24 protein-coding genes are annotated in these 21,711 nt (G+C 68.6%); 11 read left to right on the top strand and 13 right to left on the bottom strand.

The annotated features are described in order from the left end of the window. The first annotated feature begins 55 nt into the window (after positions 1-55). Together B7G54_RS17865 and B7G54_RS17855 are read left to right on the top strand one after the other, a co-directional pair. Positions 56-1,315 (top strand): ABC transporter ATP-binding protein, encoded by a 1,260-nt coding sequence (locus B7G54_RS17865; protein WP_165765589.1) that lies wholly within the window; start codon positions 56-58, stop codon positions 1,313-1,315. A gap of 366 nt (positions 1,316-1,681) precedes the next feature. After that, a complete protein-coding gene (locus B7G54_RS17855) occupies positions 1,682-2,131 on the top strand; it encodes a CBS domain-containing protein (RefSeq protein WP_085040262.1) in 450 nt (149 codons plus the stop codon). Between the two features lie 70 nt (positions 2,132-2,201). Here the strand turns inward: B7G54_RS17855 and B7G54_RS17850 are convergent, their stop codons facing one another. Further along, positions 2,202-3,806, bottom strand: a complete 1,605-nt coding sequence (locus tag B7G54_RS17850; protein ID WP_085040261.1) for a bifunctional aminoglycoside phosphotransferase/ATP-binding protein — start codon at positions 3,804-3,806, stop codon at positions 2,202-2,204. A 487-nt stretch (positions 3,807-4,293) separates the two neighbouring features. Between B7G54_RS17850 and B7G54_RS17845 the strand changes: the two genes are divergently transcribed. The 4 genes from B7G54_RS17845 to B7G54_RS17830 all read left to right on the top strand — a co-directional run bounded on the left by B7G54_RS17845 (position 4,294) and on the right by B7G54_RS17830 (position 6,337). Further along, entirely contained in the window at positions 4,294-4,767 is a 474-nt protein-coding gene (locus B7G54_RS17845) for a hypothetical protein (protein WP_085040260.1), read from the top strand. Between the two features lie 143 nt (positions 4,768-4,910). After that, positions 4,911-5,381 carry a universal stress protein gene (locus B7G54_RS17840; RefSeq protein ID WP_085040259.1) on the top strand — a complete coding sequence of 157 codons (471 nt, stop codon included), beginning with the start codon at positions 4,911-4,913 and terminating at the stop codon, positions 5,379-5,381. Positions 5,382-5,446: 65 nt separating this feature from the next. Next, the gene (locus tag B7G54_RS17835; protein WP_085040258.1) at positions 5,447-5,722 is read left to right on the top strand and encodes a DUF1488 family protein; all 276 of its coding nucleotides are present in this window, start codon (positions 5,447-5,449) and stop codon (positions 5,720-5,722) included. 180 nt (positions 5,723-5,902) lie between these two features. Then, a complete protein-coding gene (locus tag B7G54_RS17830) occupies positions 5,903-6,337 on the top strand; it encodes an Hsp20/alpha crystallin family protein (protein ID WP_085040257.1) in 435 nt (144 codons plus the stop codon). A 105-nt stretch (positions 6,338-6,442) separates the two neighbouring features. Here B7G54_RS17830 and B7G54_RS17825 read toward each other — a convergent pair whose 3' ends face one another. Next, a complete protein-coding gene (locus B7G54_RS17825) occupies positions 6,443-7,108 on the bottom strand; it encodes a nitroreductase family protein (RefSeq protein WP_085040256.1) in 666 nt (221 codons plus the stop codon). 230 nt (positions 7,109-7,338) lie between these two features. Here B7G54_RS17825 and B7G54_RS17820 point away from each other — a divergent pair, with 230 nt between their 5' ends. Then, on the top strand, positions 7,339-7,989 hold the full coding sequence (locus B7G54_RS17820) for a BON domain-containing protein (protein WP_085040255.1): 651 nt from the start codon (positions 7,339-7,341) through the stop codon (positions 7,987-7,989). A gap of 52 nt (positions 7,990-8,041) precedes the next feature. Further along, positions 8,042-8,281 (top strand): hypothetical protein, encoded by a 240-nt coding sequence (locus tag B7G54_RS17815; RefSeq protein ID WP_085040254.1) that lies wholly within the window; start codon positions 8,042-8,044, stop codon positions 8,279-8,281. Positions 8,282-8,371: 90 nt separating this feature from the next. Here B7G54_RS17815 and B7G54_RS17810 read toward each other — a convergent pair whose 3' ends face one another. The 5 genes from B7G54_RS17810 to B7G54_RS17790 form a co-directional block, all read right to left on the bottom strand. Then, on the bottom strand, positions 8,372-10,141 hold the full coding sequence (locus tag B7G54_RS17810; protein WP_085040253.1) for a SulP family inorganic anion transporter: 1,770 nt from the start codon (positions 10,139-10,141) through the stop codon (positions 8,372-8,374). 185 nt (positions 10,142-10,326) lie between these two features. Continuing rightward, positions 10,327-10,551: a hypothetical protein gene (locus B7G54_RS17805; protein WP_085040252.1), complete on the bottom strand. Its 225-nt coding sequence runs from the start codon at positions 10,549-10,551 to the stop codon at positions 10,327-10,329. A 139-nt stretch (positions 10,552-10,690) separates the two neighbouring features. Continuing rightward, a complete protein-coding gene (locus tag B7G54_RS17800) occupies positions 10,691-11,722 on the bottom strand; it encodes an LOG family protein (RefSeq protein ID WP_085040251.1) in 1,032 nt (343 codons plus the stop codon). 22 nt (positions 11,723-11,744) lie between these two features. Then, positions 11,745-12,080: a c-type cytochrome gene (locus B7G54_RS17795; RefSeq protein WP_085040250.1), complete on the bottom strand. Its 336-nt coding sequence runs from the start codon at positions 12,078-12,080 to the stop codon at positions 11,745-11,747. A 52-nt stretch (positions 12,081-12,132) separates the two neighbouring features. Then, positions 12,133-13,134 carry an Acg family FMN-binding oxidoreductase gene (locus B7G54_RS17790; protein WP_085040249.1) on the bottom strand — a complete coding sequence of 334 codons (1,002 nt, stop codon included), beginning with the start codon at positions 13,132-13,134 and terminating at the stop codon, positions 12,133-12,135. A gap of 174 nt (positions 13,135-13,308) precedes the next feature. Here B7G54_RS17790 and B7G54_RS17785 point away from each other — a divergent pair, with 174 nt between their 5' ends. Then, positions 13,309-14,298: a zinc-dependent alcohol dehydrogenase family protein gene (locus B7G54_RS17785; RefSeq protein WP_085040248.1), complete on the top strand. Its 990-nt coding sequence runs from the start codon at positions 13,309-13,311 to the stop codon at positions 14,296-14,298. Positions 14,299-14,323: 25 nt separating this feature from the next. Here the strand turns inward: B7G54_RS17785 and fnr are convergent, their stop codons facing one another. Continuing rightward, entirely contained in the window at positions 14,324-15,034 is a 711-nt protein-coding gene (gene fnr, locus B7G54_RS17780; RefSeq protein WP_244289365.1) for a fumarate/nitrate reduction transcriptional regulator Fnr, read from the bottom strand. On the opposite strand from fnr, the gene B7G54_RS39760 reads away from it, so the two are divergent. Beyond that, positions 14,964-15,263 (top strand): hypothetical protein, encoded by a 300-nt coding sequence (locus tag B7G54_RS39760; protein ID WP_244289377.1) that lies wholly within the window; start codon positions 14,964-14,966, stop codon positions 15,261-15,263. The genes fnr and B7G54_RS39760 overlap by 71 nt on opposite strands. A gap of 430 nt (positions 15,264-15,693) precedes the next feature. Here the strand turns inward: B7G54_RS39760 and B7G54_RS17775 are convergent, their stop codons facing one another. Both B7G54_RS17775 and B7G54_RS17770 read right to left on the bottom strand, forming a co-directional pair. Further along, on the bottom strand, positions 15,694-16,341 hold the full coding sequence (locus B7G54_RS17775) for a response regulator (protein WP_085040247.1): 648 nt from the start codon (positions 16,339-16,341) through the stop codon (positions 15,694-15,696). Next, positions 16,338-18,332, bottom strand: a complete 1,995-nt coding sequence (locus B7G54_RS17770) for a PAS domain S-box protein (RefSeq protein ID WP_085040246.1) — start codon at positions 18,330-18,332, stop codon at positions 16,338-16,340. Before B7G54_RS17770 ends, B7G54_RS17775 begins: the two co-directional genes overlap by 4 nt. Before the next feature lie 255 nt (positions 18,333-18,587). On the opposite strand from B7G54_RS17770, the gene B7G54_RS17765 reads away from it, so the two are divergent. Beyond that, positions 18,588-19,058 (top strand): universal stress protein, encoded by a 471-nt coding sequence (locus tag B7G54_RS17765; protein WP_085040245.1) that lies wholly within the window; start codon positions 18,588-18,590, stop codon positions 19,056-19,058. 48 nt (positions 19,059-19,106) lie between these two features. Here the strand turns inward: B7G54_RS17765 and B7G54_RS17760 are convergent, their stop codons facing one another. The 3 genes from B7G54_RS17760 to B7G54_RS17750 all read right to left on the bottom strand — a co-directional run bounded on the left by B7G54_RS17760 (position 19,107) and on the right by B7G54_RS17750 (position 21,709). Next, on the bottom strand, positions 19,107-19,940 hold the full coding sequence (locus B7G54_RS17760; protein WP_085040244.1) for a universal stress protein: 834 nt from the start codon (positions 19,938-19,940) through the stop codon (positions 19,107-19,109). After that, positions 19,937-20,440, bottom strand: coding sequence for a universal stress protein (locus B7G54_RS17755; RefSeq protein ID WP_085040243.1), 504 nt, complete (start codon positions 20,438-20,440; stop codon positions 19,937-19,939). Before B7G54_RS17755 ends, B7G54_RS17760 begins: the two co-directional genes overlap by 4 nt. A 69-nt stretch (positions 20,441-20,509) precedes the next feature. Beyond that, the gene (locus B7G54_RS17750; protein WP_085040242.1) at positions 20,510-21,709 is read right to left on the bottom strand and encodes an acetate/propionate family kinase; all 1,200 of its coding nucleotides are present in this window, start codon (positions 21,707-21,709) and stop codon (positions 20,510-20,512) included. Positions 21,710-21,711 lie beyond the last annotated feature (2 nt).

Genomic DNA, 21,711 nt, shown 5'->3' with positions numbered 1-21,711 from the left:
GCACGTTGCGAATGCCGCCGCGCCGTCGTCCGGCCAGGCGCCGGTCGTGCTCGAGATGCGCGCCGTCTGCAAGTCGTTCACGAAGCCGTCCGGGGAGCCGTTGCACGTGCTGGCCGATATCGATCTCACGCTGCGCGAGGGCGAGATACTGGGGCTCCTCGGCCGCTCCGGCTCGGGCAAGTCCACGCTGCTGCGGATCGCGGGCGGGCTCGTCAGGCCATCGTCCGGCGCGGTCGCGTATCGCGGGGCGCCGCTGGCCGGCCCGACCGGCGGCATCGCGGTGGTGTTCCAGACGTTTGCGCTGTACCCGTGGTTGACGGTCGTCGAAAACGTCGAGCTTGGGCTCGATGCGTTGAGCCTCTCGCCACGCGAGGTGCGCGAACGGGCCACCGCCGCGATCGAGCTGATCGGGCTCGACGGCTTCGAATCGGCTTATCCGCGCGAACTGTCGGGCGGCATGCGCCAGCGGGTGGGGTTTGCCCGCGCGCTCGTCAGCGAACCCGTCCTGCTGTTGATGGATGAACCGTTCTCGGCGCTCGACGTGCTCACCGCGGAAACGTTGCGTACCGATTTTCTCGACCTGTGGGATGCGCGTCAGTTGTCGACCCGGTCGGTGATGATGGTGACCCACAACATCGAGGAAGCCGTGCTCATGTGCGATCGCATCCTCGTGCTCGGCGCCGGCCCGGCACGCATCGACGCCGCGCTGAACGTGTCGCTGCCGCGTCCGCGCAGCCGGCATGACCCGGCCTTCCAGGCGATCGTCGGCAAGATCTATGCGACGCTGACCGCACGCATCGCCGATGCGGCGGAGGCCCGCGACGCGGCCGGCGGCGCGCTGGCCATGACGCTGCCCGACGTGACGAGCCACCATCTCGCCGGGTTCGTCGAGACCCTGGCGGCCGCGCCGTACGACGGCCATGCGGAGCTCGGCACGATTGCAGCGGCGCTCGCGCTGCGGACCGACGCGCTCCATTCGACCGCCGCGGCGCTCCATCTGCTCGCCTTTGCCGAGTGGCACGACCGCACGATCCGGCTGAGCGCGGCGGGCCACTTGTTCGCGCATGGCGACGACGAGGCCCAGCGGCGCCTGTTTCGGGAGCATGTCGTCAAATTCGTGCCGCTGGCCGCGCATATCGACGAAGTGCTGGACGAGCGCGCCGGGCATCGCGCGCCGCGCGAGCGTTTCGAACTGGAACTCGAGGACCATCTCGATCCGCGCAGCGCGGATCAGGCGCTGCGCGTCGTGACCGACTGGGGCCGCTACGCCCGGCTGTTCGATTACGACGACCATACGCGCACGTTCGGCCGTTGACGGTGCGCGCCCCCGTCAAATGCGAGGCGACGTGACGTGCCGACGGCGAGCGCGGTGCCGCGGTGCGCATTGACTTCCGTCAACGCACGCCGCGCAGTGCGATCGAGAATGAATGCATCGTCGACGGCAAGACGAGGCGGCATGGGCAACGCTGCCGGCAGGCAGCTTGCCGATCCGGCACCGGAACACACCGGGCGTTCGCTGACGACGTCGTTCAGGCATCCGGTCGATGCGCCGCCGGTCGGCACGTTGACGTGCGTCAAGTGTGCCCGGGCCACCCCCCTTACCCTGAACCCGGGATGCATGCGCCGCCGCCGGGCGGGTCGCGTGCGTGGTCTCCACCGAACGCGCAACAGGAGCCTCATCATGCACATCGGAAGAATCAGTACCCGGCCGGTCGAATCCTGCACCGTGGAATGCAGTGCGCTCGAACTGGCCGATCGCATGCGGCACGCGCATGTCGGCGATATCGTCGTCATCGAGTATCGCGAGGGCGATGCCATCCCGATCGGCGTCGTCACCGATCGCGACCTGGTGATCGAGGTGATGGCCCGGGGCGACGATCCGGGCGACGTGACGGCCGGCCAGATCATGTCGCGGGGCCTGGTCGTCGTGTCCGACACCGACGAAATCGGCGTCGCGCTCGAGGAAATGCGCCGGTCGGGCATTCGGCGCTTGCCGGTGGTCGACGACGAGGGCCGTCTCGCCGGCATCGTGACGCTCGACGATATCGTCGAGTATCTTGCGGGGCTGCTCGGCGGTGTCGCGGAAGTCGGCAAGCTGCAGCAGATCGAGGAGCAGCGTTTCCGCGCGTAACGACGTATCGCCGGCCCCGCGCCGGTCGTGGGCGCAGGCGCCGTTTCCCGGGGCGCCCCGCCCCGCACGGCTATGTGCGTAGCACGGCGAACAACGGCGCCCAGAATGCACGGTCGCCGTATGCCGCGACATCGCAGTCGGTCTCGAACCGGATCGCGATCGCGGCCTCGGATCCGGCCAGCGGCTCCGCATGCCCGATCTGCCGGGCCAGTACGGCCGTGTCGGCGTCGGACGCATCGCGCCCGAGCGCGGCCCGGGCCGCGACACGCGCGGCGAGCGTTGCCTGGCTCGCGGTGAAATCGAGAATCGCGACACGCACGCCGAGCTGCGCGGCGAGCGAGATGAAGGCCGCCCGGTTGTGGCTGCGCAGGAAGGTTGCGTCGACGATCGCCGTGTAGCCGCTGGCGAGGACCACGCCGGCCTGCTCACGGAGTCTGTCGTAGATCGCGTCGATTGCCGTATCCGAGTATGCGGCGGCGGACAGCCGGGTGCGCTGCGGCGCGCGGGCGTCACGCTTGCGCTCGACATCGCTGGACAGCCGGATCGCGCCGATCTGTTCCGCCAGCGCGCGGCTGGCGACCGACTTGCCCGAGCCGGATACGCCATGGCACAGCAGCAAGGCCGGTTGCGTATCGCGCCGCGTCCGCGCCATGTCCGACGCAACGCGCAGATAGCGGCTGCGCGCCGCTTCGTCGCCGCGCAGCCGCGCGGTCATCGCCCGCACCAGCGCGCGATAGACGAAGTAGCACGGCAGCACGCCCAGCGCCGCATGGTCGCCCGTGCGGGCGAGCCATCCGGACAGGAGGCAGTGGGCGCAGTCGGCTCGCCCGCGGGCGGAATAATCCATCAGCGCAAACGCGAGATCGCTCGCCACGTCGATCCAGCGCAGCGTGTCGTCGAACTCGAGGCAGTCGAACATCAGGATGCGGTTGCGCCAGCGCACGACGTTGTCGAGATGCAGGTCGCCGTGGCACGCGCGCACGAAGCCGTGCGCATGCCGCTCGGAGAGCAGCGGCGCGATGCGGGCCAGCTCGGCCTCGTACCAGCGGCGCAGCGCGGCTTCCGCGGGCACGGCGACGTCGAGCGTGTCGCACAGCGGCCGGCATTGCGCCGCGACGCTGGCCGCGCTGCCCGGGTGGCCGCGCGGCGCACGGCGGGGCGCGTGAAGGTGGTGGCGGGCCAGTGTATCCGCGAGTGCGTCCGCATCCGTCAGCCCGAGATCGTGCGACGCGCTGCGGACAGACAGCATCGCATCCGCATCGAACCGGCGCATGCGGACCACATGCTCGCCCGGCACCGCAGCGTGTCGCTGCCGGCGCGCGGCGGTCGGCACGGGCGGGCCGAATGCACCGCGCCGGCCATCCGCGACGAGCGGCCAGACGCCCAGGTACAGCGGGCCGGCGAACGGCCGGTTGAGCGTGCACTCCGCAAGTGCGCAGCGGCGCCGCTGCGCGGGGCGCACGAGGTCGACGAACGCGAATCGGACGGGCTTGATGCGCTTGTACGCGTAACGCCCTGCCAGATAGACGACGGACAGGTGCGTTTCGATCCGTTCGATCCGGCCGGCGGGATGGGGATAGGTGGCGGGCCGGCGCAATGCGCGATCGAATTGCAGGGTCTCGCGTCGTGCGGCTCCGCGGCTTGACTTGAACGGCAGGCGTGGCGGTCGGGACATGGCATACGGATCGATGGCAGGGCGTGCATACCGCGGCGCCCGCGGGTTGTTGTCGAACGGGAATGGCCTCGTGCCCGTCTGCTCGATGTCGCGGGATCGGGCCGGCGGGCCCTCGGTGGCGTGTGCGACGCCCCCTATTGCAGCCGACCGCTGCCCGTTCCGGCTTGATGCGCGTCAAGCCTGTCGCGGTCGCGCGCCCCGGACGGGGTTCCGCGAACCGGCACTGGCCCGGATTCCGTGTAACGCCGCCGCTTCCACGCGAACGGCGGCCTGAGCGGTACGTACGGCCCGCGCCACTGGGTCGGGTGCTTGATGCAGATCATCTGCGTTCTCCGTGGCGGCAATACAGTCGATTCGAACGCTTGCGCGATACGGGACGTGACCGCGCGCCGTATGCGGGATGTCGGCCATCCCCGGCCGGATTCGCGCCGAGCGTGTTCATGCCGCCCGATTGCGGGCGGAACTCGATGCGTTGCGGGGCAGGGCGATGAAACAACAGGTGTGGGCGGTGGGCGTGCTGCTTGTGTTGGGCGCGTGCGCCGGTGCGGAACGGAACGCGGCCTTCCGGTCGACGGAAACGCAATTGTCAGCCGCGCGCCAGGCCGCGGCGCTGCGGTGTTCGACGCCTGCCGAATGCGATCGTGCATGGAACTTCGCGCGCCGCTACATCGAAGCGCATTCGTCGACCCGGATCAAGCGCGCCGACGCGGACACGATCGAAACGGCGGCTCCGTTTCTGGCCGGAGACGTGTATCTGTGGGCCTCCCGCACGACGTCGGGCGGCGCCTCGGTGATCCGGCTCAAGGCGATGTGCAAGGGCATGTACGACAGCGACGGCGGCCCGGGCTGGCGATACGACGCGTGCGCGACGAAGATCCTCGACATCGAGCGAGGCTTCCGGTCATATGGGAGCCCGGCGCGTTCGTCCGACGCGCCGGCGGCGCCCGTCGTGCCGCGATGATCCGGCGTCTCGCGGCTGCTCGCGAGCCGGTTTCCGCATGATTTCGAACCGTTGACCTCCGTCAACGCCCGCTTGCGGCGAACGCCGATGATGAAAACCAATCCGAACGCCGCCGGCGCGTCGGTTCATCCAGCGAGGTCGGTATGTATACGAACATCATGGTCGCCGTGGACGGCAGTTCTTCATCGCAACGGGCGCTCGACGAGGGCCTGAAGGTGGCGCGATCGTGCGGTGCCCGCCTGTTCGCCGTTTTCGTCGTCGACAAGTCGCTGCTGATCACGTTCGGCGGACGCATGGACCCGGATGCATTGCTTGCCGAGATCCGGCGCGACGGCGCGTCGGTCCTGCGACGCGAGGAACGGACCATCGCACACGCGGCAGTCAACGGCGAGGCGGAACTCATCGAGACCGAGATCGGCGAGAGTGTCGCCGAACGGCTGCAGCGCTACGTCGCCGAGCGGTCGATCGATCTCGCCGTGGTCGGTACCCACGGGCGGCGCGGGGTGCGGCGGCTGTTCCTCGGCAGCGTCGCCGAACGTTTCCTGCGCGGATCGAGCTGCCCGGTCCTGCTCGTGCGCGGCAGCGACGCCGCACCGGCCGCGGCGGCGGCGTAGGGCCGCCATGCACGGTGCGCCGCCAGCCGGCGCCTGCCCGTGCGCAACCTGCCGAGGTGACCATCATGCAGATCTCCTTTCCTTCCGAACATCCGACCTATTGCGGCCTGGATCCGGCACTGACCTTTCCGGCGCTGGTCGAAGGCCGCCGCGTGCGCTGCGCGATTACCGCGGAAGCGCTGGAGGATCACTTCCGCGCGGCGTCGCCGCGCGAGCAGGATCTCGTGGATGCGTTTGCCCGCCACCGCCCCGCGATCGAGCGCGCCGCACGCTGCCTGCTCGAGGAGATGGACGGCCGGCCTATCCTGCTCCACAGCGGCTACTTCCGGTTCTGCACGTGAGCGCCCGCAGCCGTTGACGCGCATCAAGCGCGCGCCGATTCGGGCCGTTACGCTGGAATCCTGATGATCGTTCGTCCGTTGCACGGCACACGGTGCCGGGCCAATCCGGTCTTCATCATGGCGTCGCGCGGGCGGGACGAACGCGCGGGCCGCCTGTCTATCGTTCAAGGAGTACGAACCATGAGCAATGTCACGCGTTACGATCCGTTTTCGATCGAACCCGTTGCCGACCTGTTTCAGGGGCTGTTCAGGCCGCTGCGCGGGATGACGCTGACGGACGAGCCCGACCTGGCCTCGATGAAGATCGACGTGACGGAAAGCGACGATGCGTACAAGGTCAACGCGGAACTGCCGGGCGTCGCCAAGGACGACATCGACGTCCAGGTGACCGGAAGTACCGTATCGATCAACGCGAAGATCGAGCGCAACAAGGAGCAGAAGGCTGGCGAGCGTGTGATCCGTCGCGAGCGCTACAGCGGCGCGATCAGCCGTTCGTTCTCGCTGTCGGGCGAGATCGACGATGCGAACGCTACGGCGACTTACCAGGACGGCGTGCTGTCGCTGACGCTCCCGAAGAAGGCGCCGGTCACACAGAAGAAACTGGCCATCAGCTGATCGGACGGCAGGCAGCGTGCGACGTGGGCACGCGCCGCCCGAAGGGAGGTAACGGCGCGCGGAGCGTTCCGCGCGCCGTCTTTATTGAAGCGGCCGCGCGAACGCTCACGCATGCGATGCCGTGCCGCCCGCCCGGTAGCCCACCGTCTGCGCAAGGATCGGGAGCTCGTCCTCGTTCAGCCGCAGCGCGTCGGCAAGCGCGCGGTGGTTGATCCAGCCGCGTACGACCGTGCCGAGCCCGGCGGCCGCGCAGTAGAGCGACACGTTCTGCGCGATGGCGCCGGCCGCGATCGCCGAGAACACGTCGCGCTGTTGCGGCGGCATGTCGAGGATCGCCGAGGTGCGCACGACGTAGACGAGATCCAGCGGCGCGCGGCCGACGAAGTCCTGGTAACCCGTGAGGTTGCGGGCATCCACCGCGTGTTTCAGCACGAGCCGATGCGCGGGCGCGTCGTAGCGATAGACGCCGCACGGCAGCGCGACGTACACGTCGATTTCGTTGAACGCATGCGCGGACGGCGCGGTACGGCCGCCGCCGGCCGGCCGGTTGACGCCGTCCGCGGCCCACAGCATCGCACCGAGCGTCGCGGGCGGCAGCGGCGTGGCGGCGAATTCGCGGGCGCTCATCCTGGCCGCGAGTGCCGTCATCAAGGGCGGGCCGCTGTCGAGGTCCGGATGCGGCAGGTCGATGAGGGCCGGGGATTCGCCCTGTGGCGATACCGGGCTTGCCGGTGGCGCCGGCGAATAGGCCAGCAGTTGCTGTTCCGTCATGTGAGTCTCCTTGGAGCATCGCCGTGCTTGCCTGGGACATCGCGCATCGGCGATCTCACGATAAGGCGGCCGGGCAGCGTCGGCTTGACCTCCGTCAAGCGATGCCCCGGCCGGCTGCGACGTGCGTCGAGCGGCGTCCGTTGACCTGCATCAGCGATCCGGGGCCGCGCGTGTGCAAATCTGGAGATGTGCGGCGGACTGGCGCGCCGCGGCTCACAGGAGTGCAGGCGATGAAGACCGACAAGCAGTTGAAGCAGGACGTACAGGACGAACTGGAGTCCGACCCGGCGATCGACGCGACACGTATCGGTGTCGAGGTGGTCAACCGGATCGTGACGCTTTCGGGCCACCCGCCGAGCTATGCGGAGAAACTGGCGATCGAGCGCGCAGCGAACCGCGTGGGCGGCGTCAAGGCGCTCGTCGTCGACATGACCGTGCATTTGCCGGACGACGACGTCCGCACCGACGAGGACATTGCGAACGCGGTGCGTTCGGTACTGCATTGGACGGTCGGGCTGCACGACGACACGGTCAAGGTGCAGGTCGAACACGGCTGGATCACGCTGTCCGGCAGCGTCGAGTGGGCGTACCAGAGCCACCTGGCCGTGCGGGCGATCTCGCAGATGCGCAGCGTGACCGGCGTGACCGACCATATCGCCGTGCACGGGACGATCGGCTCGGCCGACATCGGCGGCAACATCAAGCGCGCGATCATGCGTCATGCCGAGCGCGAGGCGAAGCACATCGCGATCGAGGTGCGTGACGGCACGGTGCGGCTGTCCGGCAAGGTCGGCTCGTTCTCCGAGCGCAAGGCCGTGCGCGGGGCGGCATGGTCGGCGCGCGGCGTGCGCGCCGTCGTCGACGACCTGGTCGTCGAGTAACGCCGGCAAGCGGCAACCGGATGCGCGGTCCGCGCGGAAGAGGGGAAGTCAAATGGCACTGTCAGGCGAGGTACACGACGCGGACTGGTCGGTGGCGATCGAGACGATCGCCACCGGAACGGGCGGCTACCGTTGCACGATCCACGTGACGCTGATGTCGCCCGACGGCGCATGCGAGCGCACGTTCGCGCACAGCCGGACTCACGACACCGAGCGCGAAGCCGCGATCGACGGGCTGCGCGCCGGGATGACGTGGATCGAGATGAGGAAGTCGAACACGTTCACGGTCTGAAGCAGCGGCGGTCGTGACCATGTCGCCCGCGTGGCGGCGTTTCGTTGTCATCCGATGCGGCACGCGGCGCATGCGTATGTATCGATATGTCTAGCTGTCCGCCCGGTTTCGTGCGGCAAGCGGCGGGGCGGGGCGCGTGACCGGTTCGTCGCCTCGTGCCGCATGTCTGCGTTGCCGTCCGACATGATGCGCGACGGCGTCGGTCACGGTCGGGAAGAAGCTGGCGGAACCCAATGCGTCAAATAGCCCGTAGGCGCGCAGGCGATCCTTCACGGGGCCTTTCATTTCCGCGAAGTCGAGCGCGATCTTCCGCTCCCGGAGTTCCTCGCCAAGCATCACGAGCCGGTCCGCGGCGCTGACGTCGATATCGGTGACGGGCTCGGCCGCGATGACGACGCGCGCGATCGGCGCCGCCGACTTTGCGATGGCCGCGTGCAGATGCTCGCAGAAAATCTCGACGTTCGCGTAGAAGAGCGGCGCATCCCAGCGAAACAGCAGGAGCCCGGGCGTCTGCACGGCTTCCGGATGGCGCGCAATGTCGTGATAGCCGCGCACGCCGGCCAGCCGGCCCAGCACCGCATCGTACGGATGCCACGCGCGCCACACGAACGACAGCAGCGACAGCGCGCTGGCGAGCAGGATGCCGGGCACGACGCCCATGCCGATCACGCCGGCGAAGCACAGCACCGAAATCAGGCATTCGCCGCGGCGCATCCGGTACAGGCGCACGACGCTGCGGACGTCCGCGATGCCGAACGCCGCGTAGATCACGACGGCTGCCAGCGCCGGGCGCGGGACGAGGGTCAGCAGCGCGGGTGCGGCAACGAGCAGGATCGCGATGCACGCGGCCGCGACGAGATTCGTGACCTGGCTTTGCGCGCCCGCGGCAATCGCGACGGGCGTACGCGATGCGCTGCTGCTGACCGCGCAGCCCTGCATCACGCCGGCCAGCAGATTGGCGGCGCCCAGTGCGACCAGTTCCTGGTTGCGGTCCGGCGTATCGCCCGCGCGCGTGGACAGCGCGCGCGACAACATGCTGATGTCGGCGAACGACACCAGCGCGACGGCGATCGCGCCGGACGCGAGCGCGGTCAGGTCGGCGACGGAGACGACCGGCAGGTGCGGCACGGGCGCGCCGGCCGGCAGTGCGCCGACCGTTGCCACCCCGTGCAACGGCGACACGTGCGCGACGACGGTCGCCGCCAGCACCGCGATTAATACGCCGGGCGCATGCGGCATCACGCGTTTCATCAGGAAAATGGCTGCGAGCGCACCGATGCCGAGCACCGCGGCAGCGCCGGAGAACCGATGTTCGACGAGGGCGTGCACGATGCGCGGCACGCTGCCGAACACGTCGCCGCCCGATACCGGCATGCCCAGCAGTTCCGGCAACCGGCCGATCGCGAGCGCTATGGCGATGCCGTTCAGGTAGCCGTACTGGATCGGACGCGACAGCAGATCGGTGACGAAGCCGAGGCGAAGCGCGCCGAGCAGGATGCAGATCGTGCCGGCCGACAGCGCCAGCACGCCGGCGAGCGCGACGGCGCGCTGCGGATCGTGACCGGCGAGCGGAGCGATGGCGCCGGCAATCAGCGCGGCCAGTGCCGAATCGGGGCCGAGGACGAGGATCCGGCTCGGGCCGAGCAGCGCGTACGCGAGCAACGCGGCGATCGATGCATAGAGCCCCGTGACGGCGGGCAGGCCGGCCGCCTCGGCATAGCTCATGCCGACGGGCACCAGCACGGCCGACAGCGCGATGCCCGCATAGAGATCGCGCGAGAACCATGCGCGCCGGTAATTCGCGAGCAGCGCAACGCCTGGCAGCAGGTGGGCGATGCGCTCGGAAAGGGGCCGGTTCATCGCGGCTTCATCCCGGAGACGACCGGGCGAAAGGCGTGGCCGGCGCCGGCCGGCGCACGGTCACCGGGATGCGGGCAACCCGGGCGAACGGACGAAACGGCAACGCGAGAACGGCCATTGCATCGGAGGGCGGGGCCGCCGCCGCCGCACCGAATGCCGGCGGCGCGGCACGGCCGTGCGCGCCTTCAGGCGGCCTTGAGCGCCGACAGTTGCAGCGCCTGCGCGAAGCGCGCCAGCGTGGCGACCGACCCCGTCACGCTCTCGTACCGCTCGCGCCCGATCTGGCCGTCGAGGATCACGAGCATGCCGGCGTCGCGTGCGAGGGCGACGAGCGCCTGCGTGTCGAGCGCGGGTGCGTCGGCGCGGCCGGCGTGATCGCCCGAATCGGGAAGATGGGTAGCGTGTGACATGACGACTCTCCTGATGGCCCGGAATCCGGATACCGCGCAGCCGTGATCCGTGAATCCAGTATCGTTGCCGCGCCGGCGCGATTCAATCGGCGTGCCCCGAAGCTGCGGTAGGAATCGTGCGGCGGGCGTCGGCGTATTCCTACACGGCACGCGGCTTCGGCGTCGTGCGGCGTCGCACCGGCCGCGCCGTGCGCCGCCGCGCATACCAGCCGCCGATCGCGCGCCAGATGTCGGGGGCGGATTCGCAGTACGTGAACAGGTCGAGATCGCAGCGATCGATCATCCCTTCGTCCGCGAGGAAGGCCAGGTCCACCGCGCGGCGCCAGTACGCTTCGCCGACGAGGATGACCGGCAGCGGCGGGATCTTGCGCGTTTGCAGCAGCGTCAGGACTTCGAACAGCTCGTCGAACGTGCCGTAGCCGCCGGGGAAAAATACCGCTGCCTTCGCGCGTTCGAGCAGGTGCAGCTTGCGGATCGCGAAATAGTGAAACCGGAAGCAGAGCTCGGGCGTGATGTACGGATTCGGCGCCTGTTCGCGCGGCAGCTCGATGTTGAAGCCGATGCTCGGCGCGCCGCGCTCGTACGCGCCGCGGTTCGCGGCCTCCATGATGCCGGGGCCGCCGCCGGTGACGATGGCGAGTCGCGCGGCTCGCGTGCACCGGTCGGCGTGGCCGACGATGCGCCCGAATTCGCGCGCGACGCGGTAATACGCGCTGTGCTCGACGAGCCGGCTCGCTGCCGCGACGGCGTGACGCCGGCCCGCATCGTGCGGGCGCGCCGCGAGCAGGCGATTGGCTTCGTTCAGCCGCGCGTTCGCAACGGCAGGGGCAACGATGCGCGTGCTGCCGTAGATGACGACGGCATGGCCGATGCGTTCGTTCTGCAGGCGTTCCTCGGCCTTCCAGTAGTCGAGTTGCAGCCGGATGCCGCGCATGCCTGCACGCTGCAGGATGGTGGCATCGTCGTCGTCGTCGGCGGCGGCGGCGGGCGTGCGGTTCGAGCCGTTGGCGCGACGCGGGATGCGCCGGACGCCTTCGTTGCCGATGATCGCGTCGGGCCGCGTGCGTGCGCGTTTGCTGCGCGTGTCCGCCGGCGTAGGGCCGGGTGCGGGTTGGCGGCGCAGGTCGCTTCGTGCGGTACCGGCGGGAACGCGTTTGACGACGGTCGACATGAGCGGCTGGCTGGCGGGCCGGTTACTGGCTCAGCACCCACTGCACGAGCTGGTGCGCGTCGTCGGCAGACAGCGGGCCGCCGCGATCCTCGGCGGACGGCATCGGCGTGTCGCCCCAGTGCACGCGGCCGCCGACGCGCAGCTTGCGTTCCAGTTCCGGCGCGGCCGTCGGATCGCCGCGGTAGCGCTGCGCGATGTCGTGGAACGACGGCCCGAGGAACGTCATGTCGGACGTGTGGCAGAACATGCAGTGTTGCGCATTGACGAGATCGGTCGGCTCGGGCACGGCCGTCTGCGCCGCGGCCAGGCTGGCCGCCGTGACGATCGCGCAGAAGCCGGCATAACGCAGGAGGTTCATGTTGTCTTTCCTCGTCCGGATCAGAAAAGCCGTATCGCGCCGCAGGGCACGATCACGAGATGACTTCGTCGAGCGGGCGGCGCGGCGAATGCGGCGTATGCGGGCCGCGCCCGACGCGCAGCAGCAACTGCGGTTCGCCGTGCAGCCCGAGCATGTGACGCAGGTGGGCACGCAGCCCGGCTGTTTCGATCGGCTGGTTCAGGTATGACGCGGTATAGCCTGCGCGCGTCGCGACGAGCAGGACGCGCTCCAGTGCCTGTCCGGCGGCGAGCCACGCGTCACGATCGTCGCGCACGGTCGAGATGCATACGACCAACGGCGACGCGCCGACGAGTTGATGATGCAGCGCGGCCAGCCCGTTGCCGAGATCGAAGGTCCGTACCGCCATCGTCACGACGGGCGCCGCGAAATCCAGCAGCGTCGGCACGCCGGCCGCGAATGCCGGCATGCCGTCGGCGTGCCGGCGCGGATCGATCCAGCTCGCCAGTTCGCGCCTGAAGCGCGGGTCTGCGAACTGCTCGTGATCGGCCTCTGCGACCAGCTCGGCCACCCGTGCGCGATGCGCGATCGAGTCGACGCAGGTGATCTCGGCACCTTCCGCGACACCGGCCGCGATCAGCTCGCGCTGCAGCGTTTCCGGAACGGCCGTCGATTCGAACGGCGCACGCGTCGTGACGCGCTCCGGAATCGCATCGAACAGCGCGCCGAGCGACGCGTCGGAATAGCCGTCGTCGCAAACCCGGACCATCGCGAGCAGATCGGGATCGACGTCGGACGGAAACGTGCTGATCGTGTGAGCGAGCCCGGCATGATCGAGCGCGACGCGCAGGTTGAGCAGGGCCGCACCACAGCTGATGATCAGCTCGCGATCGAACGGATCGACGACGGGCAACGCGCGTACACGATCCGCGCAGACCGCGATCGTGGGGCCGTCGACGATGAACCGCCACGGCTGCGAGTTGTGGCTGGACGGGGCCAGCACCGCATAGGCCAGCAGCGGCCTCAGATGGTCCTCGGGGTGGGCGCTTGCGGCAAGTGGGGGAACGGATATCATTCGATCATCTCCTGGTCGCCACACGGGGGGCGTTATGCCACTTCATCGTGTCAGCAACCGTCCGGCCGCCGTTGACCCACATCAAGCGCCAGTCACCGGGCCATGCGCAAGCGGCGCGGAGCGACTAGCGTGGAGACGTGAAGCGTACGAACCGGCGCGCGGGGGGAGGCGAGCATGCTTGCGATGATGTTTGACGGCACGACACCGCATTTGCGCGAGTCGCGCGTGCCGGACCCGTTGCCGGCGGCGGGCCAGTTGCTGATCGACGTACACGCATGCGGCGTATGCCGGACGGATCTCCACGTCGTCGACGGCGAGCTTGCGCATCCGAAGCTGCCGCTGATCCCGGGGCACGAAATCGTCGGCACGGTGCGCGCGCTCGGCGCGGGCGTGACGGGCTTCGCCGTGGGCGACCGCGTCGGTGTGCCGTGGCTCGGGTCGACGTGCGGCCATTGCGCGTATTGCGCGGCCGGCCGCGAAAACCTGTGCGACAGCCCGGGATTCACCGGCTATACGATCGACGGCGGCTATGCGGAGCGCACCGTCGCCGACCATCGATATTGCGTGCATCTGCCGCAGCGCTATTCCGATCTCGAGGCCGCGCCGCTGCTGTGCGCCGGCCTGATCGGTTATCGAACCTTGCGCATGGCGGGCGATGCGCGGCGCATCGGCATCTACGGCTTCGGCGCGGCGGCGCATCTCGTCGCGCAGGTCGCGCATGTCGAGGGGCGGAAGGTGTTTGCGCTGACGAAGCCCGGCGATACCGCGGCGCAGCAGCTTGCGCGTTCACTCGGTGCCGCGTGGGCCGGCGGCAGCGACGAAGCGCCGCCGGAGCCGCTCGATGCCGCGCTCATCTTCGCGCCGGTGGGGGCACTGGTGCCGGCCGCGCTCCGCGCCGTCGACAAAGGCGGGATCGTGGTATGCGGCGGCATCCACATGAGCGACATCCCGGGCTTTCCGTACGCGTGGCTGTGGGGCGAGCGCCGCATCGTGTCGGTCGCCAACCTGACGCGTGCGGACGCAGTCGAATTCATGCGGATCGCCGATACGATGCCGTTGCGGGTCGAGGCCGTGCGCTATGCGTTGACCGACGCGAACCGCGCGCTCGACGACTTGCGCACGGGGCGTTTGTCAGGGGCGGCGGTGCTCGCCATGCGCGGCTGATGCGCTTGCCGCGCACGCAGTGAGGTCAGATCTGCCCGAGGCCTTCCGGATCGACGATGCGAATCTGTTTGCCTTGCGCCGCGACGAGCCCCTTGTGCTGAAACTTCGACATCATTCGGCTGACCGTTTCAAGCTTCATCCCGAGATATTCGCCGATCTCGTCGCGTGTCATCCGCAGCACGAACTCGGCGGCCGAGTAACCGCGCGCCTTGAAGCGGGTAGAAAGGTTCAGCAGGAATGCGGCCACGCGCTGTTCGGCGGTCATCGTGCCGAGCAGCAGCATCAGCGCGGATTCGCGGACGATTTCGCCGCCCATCATCTGGTACACGTGATGCTGCATCGGCCGCACTTCGCGACACATCTGCTCGAGTTGCCCAAACGGAATGATGCAGACCGTGCTGTCCTCGAGCGCGATCGCATCGCCGTTGTGGTGCCCGGTGTGCACGCCGTCGAGCCCGAGCGATTCGCCGACGATCTGGAAGCCGGTGATCTGCTCGTCACCGTCGCGATGCATCACGATGGTCTTGAACGACCCGGTCCGGACCGCGTAGATGCTGTTGAACGTGTCGCCTGCGCGAAACAGCGTTTCGCCGCGCCTGATGTGCCGCGTCGTGCAGATCATCGCGTCGACACGCGCGAAATCGTCAGGCGAAAGGTCAGCCGGCATGCAGACGGTACGCAACGCGCACGTCGAGCAACGGGACGCGGCCCGCTTCGGCTGGTCTGCCCGTTCCACCGGATGCAACGGAATGAACGGACGTAATGGAGGTAACGGACGTAACGGCATGGTCGGCGAAACATCGGCATTGCTTTGCATGATCGGCTCCAATTTTTGGGGCGGCGGCGAATCGCTGTCGTGCAGGTTCGCGCTGGCCGTCGTACCGGCGGCCTTGACATCTGCCGCCTTCCTGATGGGGAACCACTCCGGACGGGCCTGGGGACCGGTACGCCGGTCTCGACGGTGATGCTGCCTTTGCTCCGGGAGGCACGTTTGCTTGCTTTTCTTGATACGGAGTATGGATGGCGTGCGGCACGACGGAAATCAGCCGGGATTGAAGATGGGGTAGGACACGTGGAAGCGTTGTAGGGCGTTTCCTACAAGGGGCGCGGAATCCTGTCGCGATCGCCGCTGCAGCGGCAAGCACGTGTCGCCTGGCTCAATTCGTCAACAGGCAGGCAGCCACGCAGCTGCAACGGCCGACGATTCCGTTGACCTGACTCAATGCCGGTGACGATGTCGGACGCTATCTTCGATATCACGCGGTGACGGTGAACGTCACCGATATCGAAGGCGAGCAGTTTGGCGCAGTCCGGTCCGCATGCGCGGTGGCGAGCCGTCGATGCGGCCGGGGCAGCGTGTTCACCGGAGCAGGCCACCCGACCGCGCTGCCGCCGTCAGAGCTCGTCCGGGTCGTCGAACAGCTTGTGGCGCATCGCATAGCGCACGAGCGCCGTGTCGTTCGGCATTTGCATCTTGTCGAGGATCCGCGTCTTGTATGTGCTGACTGTCTTGACGCTGACACAAAGTGCTTCCGCGATTTCGGAGATCGACTCGCCGGTGGTGACGCGCCGGAACACGTCGAATTCCCGGTCGGACAGACGCTGGTGCGGCAGGAGATCGGTCGGCTCGTTGAGACTCTGGGCGAACTGCTCGGCCATGGTCAGGCTGACGTAGACGCCACCGGCTGCGATCTTGGTCAGCGCCGCGACCAGCTCGGCGCTCGCGCTCTCCTTGGTCATGTAGCCGGACGCGCCTGCGCGGAACGCGCGCACCGCGTATTGCTGCTCGGCGTGCATCGTCAGCACGAGGACATGCAATGCCGGCTTCTCGTCCTTGATCTGCTTGATGAGTTCGAGTCCGTTTCGGCCTGGCATCGACAGGTCGAGCACCAGGACATTCGCGGGGGTGTCACGCACGAGCGCGATCGTGGATGCACTGTCGCGTGCTTCGCCCGCGACCTCGAAGCCGCTCGCGCTCTGCAGGATGTGCCGCAGGCCGTCCCGGACGAGTGCGTGGTCGTCGGCGATGAGTACCCTGATCATGACAGTATGTCTCCTTGCTGGATGGCGTGAAGCGGTAGCGCCACGGTAATCGTGAACCCCGTCCCGGGCCGGTTGTCGATCGTCACCGTGCCGTCGAGCATGTGCGCGCGTTCACGGATGCCGATCAGCCCGAACGACGGGCGATCGCGCTCGTCGTGAGCGCTCTCCGGGGCGCCGTGACCGTTATCCGCGATGCGCAGCATGCAGTAGCCGTCTTCCACTTTCAATACGAGCGTCACCTGCGTCGCATCGGCGTGCCGCGCGACATTGGTGAGCGCTTCCTGCACGATGCGGAACAGCGTCGTGGCACCGGCGCTGGTGAACGCGGTATCGACGGGGGCGATGTCCCGGTCGACCGTGATCCGGTAGCGATGCGTGAAATCGTTGACCAGCCACTCGATCGCCGGGACGAGACCGAGATCGTCGAGCATCACCGGCCGCAAATCGGCCGCAATGCGCCGAACCGACGCAACGGTCGAATCGATCAGGCGATGCATGCTGCCCAACTGCTCGCGCACGCCGGTGTGGGGGGCGACGACGCCCGCAAGCCCCAGTTCGACGGAGGAGAGATCCATCTTGAGCGCCGTGAGTTGCTGGCCGAGGTCGTCGTGCAGTTCACGCGCAATCCGCGTCTTTTCTTCCTCCCGCACGTTCTGCAGGTTGGCGGACAGGTCGCGCAGTTCCTCGCGTGACTGCTTGAGGGCATTTTCCGCCCGGACTCGCTCGGTAACGTCGCGCAACATGACCGTGTACAGCTTGCCCGTGCCGTCGCGAATCTGCGATATCGACGCCTCGATCGGAAACTCCGAGCCGTCGCCGCGCAGGCCGAACAGCACGCGCTGCTGTCCCATTTGGCGCTCCGACACGCCGGTCACGCCGAATTGTTCGACGTGCCGCGTGTGTGCGGCACGGAAGCGCTCGGGGATGAAGCGGGAGAGCGGTGCGCCGATCGCCTCCATCGCGGAGACGCCGAACACGCGTTCTGCAGCCGGATTGAAGATCACAATCGTCTGACTTTCATCGACGGTGATGATGGCCTCCATCGATGACCGGATGATGCCCATCATCCTGGCCTCGGTCGGCTGGCCGTCGCCGACAGGTACGACTGCAGACATTCGCTTGACGGCGGCCTGCTGCACGAGGGCGGCCAGGATCAGCGACAGCGCGATTCCGGCCACCCGCACGGCCATCGCGGATCCGGACGTGTCGGCGGGCGGCGCACTGTAGCGCAGCGAGAGCGGTGTGCCGCCGAACGTCAACGCATCCGTTCGCATGAGCACGTCGCGGGCGGCAGTGGCGTCGTCGCCGCTGAAGCCGCCGGAATAGACGGGAGCCGTCGGGTTGTCGGCCGTGATTTCCATGTGCAGCCGATCCAGGACCGATGGATCGACAAGACGCTCCGGATCGAGCGCCGCATAAACGTATCCGGTCGCGCGCGCGTGCTGCGGCCAGGACGAAGCCCCGTCTTCAGCGTTCGCAAAAATCGGCAGATACAGCGTCAGCGCCGTGCGGGTGATCGTCGCGTCCGTGCTGTCCTGGATCGCATTCGCGGCCAGCGCGGTCTTGCCGGTTTCTGCCGCGCGCTGCAGCGCCCGTCGGGTCGCCTGATTGTCGTCGGCGGCGCTCGGCTCGATCCTTCCAAGGCTGCGGACGGGTGACTTCAAACCGTCCAGATCGAGACCGGCGAGGTAGCGGCGCCACGCGTCGCCGGATTGAGGCACGGCCAGCGTCGATGCGAAGCCGCGCGCGCCACGCAACACGGTAGCGGCGCCGAGGAGGCTGCGCCGGAGGTCGGCCGTCGCAAGCGTCGCCGATTGCGCGAAGCGAGCCTGGGCGGCTTCCTGCGCCCGGTTTTGCAGAAGCCGGGCGCAGGCAAACGATGCAGCCAGGCCGAGCGCCAGCGTCAGCAGCGCGGCCAGGGTCGCGTATCGCGCAGGCCGAATCCTGCGCGGAGCCGGCCCGGCCTTGGAGGAGGACGCATTGACTGTCATTGCCGTTCATCCTGACGGATTTCGCCGGCGGCTGGCTGGCGGCGGGCGGCGGCCCGGACTCGGGGTATGAGAAGCGGGGCGGGCTGAAACTGCGATGTCGCCCGAAATTGTGCGCGTTTTGTCTGCATTCGCCAATCGGGACCGATGCATATGCCGGCTGCCCTGCGGGCTTGACCGGCGTCAACCGGATGACGCGCGTCGGGCCCAGACTGGTGTGGCATGCCGGTCGAAACCCGACGGCACCAGGGAGGCATCATGTATGCAAGGATCTTCGCGGCAATCGACGGCAGCCGCAGTTCGCGGCTGGCGCTCGACGAGGCGATCGCGCTCGCCCGCGATTCGGGCGGCCTGATCGTCGCCGTGTGCGTGGTATCGGACGCGCCACGGCTGACGGACGTCGACAGCGGTTATGTCGACCAGCGCGACCCGGAGGGGCTGGATGCGGACAGGGCCGCGATCGCGGTGGCGGACGCCGAGACCGCGTTTCGGCTATGCGGCGTGCGCGGCACAGCCCGTACGCTCGACGCTTGCGGCGAGGACGTGTCGTCCGTGCTGGAGCGAGCCGCCGCGGAATGCGACGCGGACCTGATCGTCATGGGCACGCACGGACGCCGCGGCGTGCGCCGCGCGTTGCTCGGCAGCGTCGCCGAGTCGCTGCTGCGCACCGCCGACCGGCCGGTGCTGGTCGTGCGTGAGGGGCGGGGCGCGTGCGCGGCCGTGTTGTGACGGAAGAGGGCAGCCGCGGGCGGCTGCCCCGTTGTCATGCGTGCGGCGTCAGTGCGACAGCAGCACCGGCACCGTCATCGTCTCGAGGACGGTGCGCGTCGCACCGCCCAGCACGCGTTCATGCGCGCGCGTATGGCTGTACAGACCCATCACCAGCAGGTCCGCATGCAGGTCGGTCACCCGGTTCAGCAGCGTCGCGCCTACTCCCACCGACCGGTCGCGCGGCGTTGTCGAGAACGACGCGCGCACGCCGTGCCGCTCGAGATACGCGGCGACGTCGACGCCCGCCGGCGTCTTGTCCGGATCCGGCTGCCCGCGCACGACCGTCTCCACGTTGACGAAGCGCGCGCGGGCCAGCAGCGGCAGCGCATCGGCCATCACGCGGGCGGCTTCGCGCCCGCCGTCCCAGCCGATCAGCACGTTCTCGCCGATCGTTCGCACGTCGCCCGCGTAGGGCACGACGATCGCCGGACGGCCGCTGCCCATCACGAGATCCTCGACGAAATGGCGCGCCACGTAGGTCATGCGATCGTCCGGGTCTTCCTGGCCGAGTATCAGCAGATCGGCGTGGCGCGCGTGCAGAATGGCGGCGGCGGTCGCGTCGCCGGTCGGTGCCTGCCATTCGACGCTGCGTCCCGCGCGCTCGGCGGCCATCAGGAATTTCTCCTCGGCCTCCTTGCGCCGCTGGTCGCACAGGCGCTCGTAGACGGCCAGCTTCAGCGGTTCGTCGGGCCGCCGCAACGGCTCGAAGAGATCCTGGCAGACCACGTAGAGGCCGATCAAATGCGCATTCCAGCGTGCCGCGAGTTCGAGCGCGAGGTCGACGCGGGTCGCGCAGCGCTCGCTGTCGTCGAGGTGGACGAGCAGGGTCTTGTAGCTCATGACGGCTCCTTTTCGGTTGATGCCGCGACGGTCTCGGCGGGTTTACCGGACGGGCAGCCCGCCGGAATCATCAGCACCGGGCACGTGGCCAGGCGCAGCACGCGCTCGGCCACGCTGCCGAGGAAGAGGCGCTGTACGCCGCGCCGGCCGTGCGTGCCGATGATGATCAGATCGGCCTTGATTTCGTTGGCAAGACTGACGATCCGGTGCGGGATGTCGTCACCGGCCGGCGCGACGTTGGTGATCTGCGGCGTGCCGGCGACGTCGCGCGCTTTCAGGCGCCGCGCCGCGTCGTCGGTGACGCGCAGCCCTTCTTCACGAAAGGCGTCGATCAGGATCGACGGGTCGTAGCCGTACATGTCGTAGGCTGGCACGAGGAAATCGACGACGTAGACGGGAGTCAGCCGGGCACCCGTCTCCGACGCGATAGCCAGCGCGGCGTCAAGTGCACGGGACGACGTGTCGCTGCCGTCGAGTGCAACCAGAATGTTCGAGTACATGGCGTTTCCCTTGAACGGATGTGGATGAGATCATCATCGGCGCGTGCATGCCGGTCGCGCTGATCTGGATCAAGCGTCGCGGTTGGCGCGCAGCACACCGACCGCGGCGCGCGCGGCGATCCACGCTTCGTTGGTCGGCTCGACGACTACCGCGATCGCGCTCGACGCGGACGACACGACCTGCGCGTGGTCCGCGTTCGCGTGCGCATCCATTTCAATGCCGAGCCACGCGAGCGCCGCGCAGATCCGCTCGCGCAAGACCGCCGAGTGCTCGCCGATGCCGGCGGTGAAGACCAGCATGTCGAGGCCGCCGAGCAGCGCGACGAGCGCACCGGCTTCGCGCACGATGCGATGGACGTAGAGTGCCAGCGCATCGCGGGCCAGTACGTCACCGGCGGCTTCGCACGCCAGCAGCACACGCGGATCGCCGGAGGCGCCCGACACGCCCTTGAGGCCCGACTCGTGATACAGCATGTGGCCCAATGCTTCGGCGGACAGTTTGCCGGCCTCGAGCAGGTGCAGGACCACGCCGGGGTCGAGTGTCCCGCAGCGCGAGCTCATCATCAGCCCGTCGAGCGCCGAGAAGCCCATGGTCGTCGCGACGCTGCGGCAGTCGCGCATCGCGCACAGGCTGGCGCCGCTGCCGAGATGGGCGGCGATCACGCGACCGTGCGCACGTGCGCCGAACTGCTCGGCGAGCGCGACGGCCAGGTATTCGTATGACAGACCGTGGAACCCGTAGCGACGCACCCCCCGGTCGAACCATGCATGCGGCAGCGGCAGCAACTGCTCGGCGCGCGGTAGCGTGCGATGAAACGCGGTATCGAACACGGCGACTTGCGGCACGTCGGGAAACGCGTCGCGCAGCACCTCGATCGCATCGAGGCTATGCGGTTGATGCAGCGGCGCGAGCGGCGTCAGCGTGCGAAGCGCGTCGAGCACCGCGTCGTCGACAACGACAGGGTCGACGTACCGGGCACCGCCGTGCACGACACGATGCGCGATCGCGCCCAGCGCGATATGCGGCAGTTGCACGCGGATCCACATCGCGATCTGCGCGAGCACGGCGCGGTACGGATCGCCCGCGTGCAGCGGCAGCGTGCCGCCCGGGGCAGCGTCGAAGCGGATCGATACACTGTTGCCGGTTGCGACCGCTTCACCCTCGTGCAGCGGCCGCCGCACGGGATCGCCGTGCGGCGGATACGCGAAGACCGCGAATTTCACGCTCGACGAACCGGCATTGACGACGAGCAGCGCGAGCGTACGCATCG

Source organism: Burkholderia puraquae, from assembly GCF_002099195.1.
Classification (GTDB): domain Bacteria; phylum Pseudomonadota; class Gammaproteobacteria; order Burkholderiales; family Burkholderiaceae; genus Burkholderia; species Burkholderia puraquae.
The sequence above is the reverse complement of the archived record's forward strand: the minus strand, read 5'-3'. Positions and strand labels throughout refer to the sequence as shown.

Excerpts from the sequence above, each read along its gene's own strand:
- B7G54_RS17865 (WP_165765589.1), top strand. The coding sequence starts at position 56 with ATGCGCGCCGTCTGCAAGTCGTTCACGAAGCCGTCCGGGGAGCCGTTG.
- B7G54_RS17855 (WP_085040262.1), top strand. The coding sequence starts at position 1,682 with ATGCACATCGGAAGAATCAGTACCCGGCCGGTCGAATCCTGCACCGTG.
- B7G54_RS17850 (WP_085040261.1), bottom strand. The coding sequence starts at position 3,806 with ATGTCCCGACCGCCACGCCTGCCGTTCAAGTCAAGCCGCGGAGCCGCA.
- B7G54_RS17845 (WP_085040260.1), top strand. The coding sequence starts at position 4,294 with ATGAAACAACAGGTGTGGGCGGTGGGCGTGCTGCTTGTGTTGGGCGCG.
- B7G54_RS17840 (WP_085040259.1), top strand. The coding sequence starts at position 4,911 with ATGTATACGAACATCATGGTCGCCGTGGACGGCAGTTCTTCATCGCAA.
- B7G54_RS17835 (WP_085040258.1), top strand. The coding sequence starts at position 5,447 with ATGCAGATCTCCTTTCCTTCCGAACATCCGACCTATTGCGGCCTGGAT.
- B7G54_RS17830 (WP_085040257.1), top strand. The coding sequence starts at position 5,903 with ATGAGCAATGTCACGCGTTACGATCCGTTTTCGATCGAACCCGTTGCC.
- B7G54_RS17825 (WP_085040256.1), bottom strand. The coding sequence starts at position 7,108 with ATGACGGAACAGCAACTGCTGGCCTATTCGCCGGCGCCACCGGCAAGC.
- B7G54_RS17820 (WP_085040255.1), top strand. The coding sequence starts at position 7,339 with ATGAAGACCGACAAGCAGTTGAAGCAGGACGTACAGGACGAACTGGAG.
- B7G54_RS17815 (WP_085040254.1), top strand. The coding sequence starts at position 8,042 with ATGGCACTGTCAGGCGAGGTACACGACGCGGACTGGTCGGTGGCGATC.
- B7G54_RS17810 (WP_085040253.1), bottom strand. The coding sequence starts at position 10,141 with ATGAACCGGCCCCTTTCCGAGCGCATCGCCCACCTGCTGCCAGGCGTT.
- B7G54_RS17805 (WP_085040252.1), bottom strand. The coding sequence starts at position 10,551 with ATGTCACACGCTACCCATCTTCCCGATTCGGGCGATCACGCCGGCCGC.
- B7G54_RS17800 (WP_085040251.1), bottom strand. The coding sequence starts at position 11,722 with ATGTCGACCGTCGTCAAACGCGTTCCCGCCGGTACCGCACGAAGCGAC.
- B7G54_RS17795 (WP_085040250.1), bottom strand. The coding sequence starts at position 12,080 with ATGAACCTCCTGCGTTATGCCGGCTTCTGCGCGATCGTCACGGCGGCC.
- B7G54_RS17790 (WP_085040249.1), bottom strand. The coding sequence starts at position 13,134 with ATGATATCCGTTCCCCCACTTGCCGCAAGCGCCCACCCCGAGGACCAT.
- B7G54_RS17785 (WP_085040248.1), top strand. The coding sequence starts at position 13,309 with ATGCTTGCGATGATGTTTGACGGCACGACACCGCATTTGCGCGAGTCG.
- B7G54_RS39760 (WP_244289377.1), top strand. The coding sequence starts at position 14,964 with ATGCAGACGGTACGCAACGCGCACGTCGAGCAACGGGACGCGGCCCGC.
- B7G54_RS17775 (WP_085040247.1), bottom strand. The coding sequence starts at position 16,341 with ATGATCAGGGTACTCATCGCCGACGACCACGCACTCGTCCGGGACGGC.
- B7G54_RS17770 (WP_085040246.1), bottom strand. The coding sequence starts at position 18,332 with ATGACAGTCAATGCGTCCTCCTCCAAGGCCGGGCCGGCTCCGCGCAGG.
- B7G54_RS17765 (WP_085040245.1), top strand. The coding sequence starts at position 18,588 with ATGTATGCAAGGATCTTCGCGGCAATCGACGGCAGCCGCAGTTCGCGG.
- B7G54_RS17760 (WP_085040244.1), bottom strand. The coding sequence starts at position 19,940 with ATGAGCTACAAGACCCTGCTCGTCCACCTCGACGACAGCGAGCGCTGC.
- B7G54_RS17755 (WP_085040243.1), bottom strand. The coding sequence starts at position 20,440 with ATGTACTCGAACATTCTGGTTGCACTCGACGGCAGCGACACGTCGTCC.
- B7G54_RS17750 (WP_085040242.1), bottom strand. The coding sequence starts at position 21,709 with ATGCGTACGCTCGCGCTGCTCGTCGTCAATGCCGGTTCGTCGAGCGTG.